The organism is Stackebrandtia soli (assembly GCF_965137155.1).
Taxonomy (GTDB): Bacteria; Actinomycetota; Actinomycetes; order Mycobacteriales; family Micromonosporaceae; genus Stackebrandtia; species Stackebrandtia soli.
Genome location: NZ_CBCRZX010000088.1, coordinates 1 through 3,183, shown reverse-complemented (window position 1 = coordinate 3,183; position 3,183 = coordinate 1). Strand labels below are relative to the sequence as shown.

Annotated in this window: 4 protein-coding genes; 1 reads left to right on the top strand and 3 read right to left on the bottom strand. The window is 69.6% G+C overall.

Annotation, left to right across the window (positions count from 1 at the left end):
• The coding region (locus ACM9NP_RS23875; protein ID WP_415649025.1) for a Rieske (2Fe-2S) protein at positions 1–461 on the top strand (461 nt) is incomplete at its 5' end.
• Between the two features lie 183 nt (positions 462–644).
• Here the strand turns inward: ACM9NP_RS23875 and ACM9NP_RS23870 are convergent.
• The 3 genes from ACM9NP_RS23870 to ACM9NP_RS23860 all read right to left on the bottom strand — a co-directional run bounded on the left by ACM9NP_RS23870 (position 645) and on the right by ACM9NP_RS23860 (position 3,133).
• Positions 645–1,262 (bottom strand): hypothetical protein, encoded by a 618-nt coding sequence (locus ACM9NP_RS23870; RefSeq protein ID WP_415649024.1) that lies wholly within the window; start codon positions 1,260–1,262, stop codon positions 645–647.
• Positions 1,263–1,327: 65 nt separating this feature from the next.
• Complete coding sequence (locus tag ACM9NP_RS23865) at positions 1,328–2,143, bottom strand: aldo/keto reductase (protein WP_415649027.1); 816 nt, start codon at positions 2,141–2,143, stop codon at positions 1,328–1,330.
• Positions 2,144–2,227: 84 nt separating this feature from the next.
• Positions 2,228–3,133: a carbohydrate kinase family protein gene (locus tag ACM9NP_RS23860; protein ID WP_415649026.1), complete on the bottom strand. Its 906-nt coding sequence runs from the start codon at positions 3,131–3,133 to the stop codon at positions 2,228–2,230.
• Positions 3,134–3,183 lie beyond the last annotated feature (50 nt).

Genomic DNA, 3,183 nt, shown 5'->3' with positions numbered 1-3,183 from the left:
CCGAGAAGGAGCCACCAATGTCGCTCACCCCCACCACCGCCACCCGCCGTGCCGTTTTCTGTGGAGCGGGAGGCCTGTCGATCGCCGCGGCACTCGCCGCCTGCTCCGGGACGGACGAACCGACCGACGACCCCAGCGACACTCCGGCCTCCGACCCCTCGGCGACGGATCCGACCGGCGGCGAGGCGCTGGCGGCCGTCGCGGATGTTCCCGTTGGCGGTGGCATCGTCGTCGACGGCGTCATCCTCGTGCAGCCGAAGGAGGGAACGTTCAAGGCGTTCGATCCGACGTGCCCCCATCAGGGTGGTGTCGTCGGTGCGCCGAAGGACGGCGTGATGGCCTGCGCCCTACACGATTCCCGTTTCTCCATTGAGGACGGCTCCGTCGTGAAGGACCCCGCGACGACGGGACTCACCGAGGTGCGGGTGACCGTCGTCGAGGATCAGGTCTACCGGGCCTGACCCCACGAACACCGGACAAGGTCTCCCGGTTCGGGGGCGGAGAGGTTCCGGCGGAGTTGCGGGGGTTCCCGACCATCCGAGGCGAAGCGGAGGCGCTTCCCCATCCGACACCGGGATGCGGAAGTGCCGACAACGAAGCCAGGCGACGTGTCAGGGACCCGCTTGCTCCATTGCCGGAGCCTCTCAGTTCCCGGCCGCCGCGAGGATCGCCGGGAACTCCCTCATCCACCGGTACGCGTCATCGGGGGACGGTTCCGGCGGAGTGGTCGGGCGTCGACACACCCACAGCGCCGCCATGTCGAACAGCGAGTACGAGTCGAAGTCCTCCGTCTGGGCGAACGCCAGGGCGTGCTCGCCGCACGGCCATAGCGCTGCGCGCCAACCGAACTCGGGTTCCGTGACGGTCGTGGCGGGAGCGCGGCCGAGGACGGCCGTGATCGCGTCGCGGTGCGCGTTCCACTCGGCGTCGAAGGCGGCACGGTCGGCGGTCGCGTTCAGCGCCCACGCGTTCCAGGCGTCCGATGGTTGCGCCAGTTCGTCGTCCTCCGGCTCGTCCTCCGGGTCGGGCTCGTAATACAGCGCCGTCGACACGTACGCCCACCGGTGATCGCCCGCGAACTCCGGTTCTGCGAAGACGACCGTGTGGTCGGGATCGGCCTGGCTGCGACTGTCGCGTTGCGGTAGCCATCCGGTGCGATCGACTACGCCGTCCAACGCGTCGGCCGTCCACTCTGGCAGCTCTGCGAGGGCGGCCATTCCGGTGATGATCTCAGGCGTCAACGCGCACGATCGCAAGCTCACAAGACAGGGACCTTAACAGTCGACGCCGACGAGGCATCGACCGGATGATCTGCCGCCCATGAGTTTCAGAACTCCTCGTGGCTGTCCGGATCGCCGCCGATCCGGCCCGACTCCATGGCCATCACGGCGGTCATCTCCTCATCGGTCAGGCTGAAGCCGAAGATGTCGAGGTTCGCCGCCTGCCGGTCCGCGTCACCCGACTTCGGGATCGGGACGGCGCCCAGTTGAACCTCCCAGCGCAGGATCACCTGCGCCGCCGTGACCCCGTGCGCGTCGGCGATCGCCGTCACCGTCGGGTGATCGAGCAGATCGGTCCCCCGCCCCAGCGGACTCCACGCCTGTGTGACGATGCCGAGGTCGGCGTTGACCTCGCGCATCATCGCCTGGTTGAACGCCGGGTGCAGCTCGATCTGATTGACGACGGGCACCACCCCCGTCCCGTCGATGACCCGCCGCAGATGCTCCGCCGCGAAGTTCGAGACCCCGACCGACCGGATCAGCCCGTCCTCCTGAAGCCGCAGCATCGCCTCGAAGGACTCGACGTAGTGGTCGACGCGCGGCAGCGGCCAGTGGATCAGGTACAGGTCGACGTATTCGACGTCGAGCCGCTGCCGAGCGGCCTCGAACGACTCGACCGTCGACTCGTAACCCTGATCGGCACCGGGCAGCTTCGTCGTCAGGAAGATCTCCTCGCGTGGCACCCCCGACTCACGAATGGCTTGCCCCACACCGGTTTCATTCCCGTACCGGGTGGCGGTGTCGATCAGCCGATAGCCGTTCTGCAAGGCCGTGAGAACCGCGTGGGACGCCTCGACGTCCCCCATCGGATACGTCCCCAGCCCCACCGTGGGCATCTCGTGCCCATCGTTCAGCCGCACCATAGGAACCACGACTTCCCCCTCCGCGCGTTCGTCCCGTTGTATCCGTCCACCCTAGAGCGCCGGACCCGCGCGAACGGCGCATCGTCAGCGACACGCCTCCCATTCCGGCCAAGACGGAGGGTCGGCGCCCGGCCGGGAACACGTCAGCTCGGCGGCCCGCGACGCCGCGGCCAGGATCCGCGCCCAATCACCGTCCGACAGCGCCGCCAACCGCGCCTTCGGGGCTGTGCCGAGGGCGTCCGCGTCGGAGAGCGCGGCGAGCGTCGCCGAACAGAACGCGTCGCCCGCGCCGATCGTGTCCACGACGGTCACCGGTTTCGCCTCGACGCGAACGACGGCGCCGTTCGGCCGGTACAACACCGATCCCGCCGCGCCGAGCGTCACGATGATCTGAGCGTCAACGCCGTCGCGGCGCCACCGTGCGACGACGACGGCGACCGGTTCGCCCGGGTACAGCCAGGCCAGGTCCTCGTCACTGACCTTGACCAGGTGTGACGCCCCGGCCAGGTCGACGATTCTGGCGGTCTCGGAGCGATGGTCGAAGCCGAGCTTCGGCCGCACGTTCGGGTCGCAGCTGACGGTCGTGGTGCCCGCTGCGGCGAGGCGATGGACATGCCGGGAGATGACCGTCCGCGCCGGATCGACGGCCGCCGCGAGCGAGCCGACGTGGATCGCGTCGGGATCGTCGGGGGGAAGTTCGTCGAGCGTCCAACCCCAGTCGGCGGTCCCCTCCAGGTAGAAGGAGTACTCGGGCGTCCCCTGCGGAGAAAGGGCGACGACCGCCATGGTCGACAGCCGGTCGGTGTCCACGGCCGCATCTAGGCGCACGCCGGCGTCGGCGAGGCGAGCGCGGGACAGCGGCCCGAACGCGTCGGCGCCGAACCTCCCGAGGAACCGGCAGTCGACGCCGAGCCGCGCCAGACCGACCGCCACGTTCGCCGGCGCTCCGCCGGGGACGGCGTCGAAACGGCCGTCGTCGCGTTGGACCAGGTCGACGAGNNCCTCGNCGATGACGTCGATGGTGCCGGTGGGGGCGGGGG

Coding starts and splice junctions, on each gene's coding strand:
- ACM9NP_RS23865 (WP_415649027.1), bottom strand. CDS start 2,143: ATGGTGCGGCTGAACGATGGGCACGAGATGCCCACGGTGGGGCTGGGG.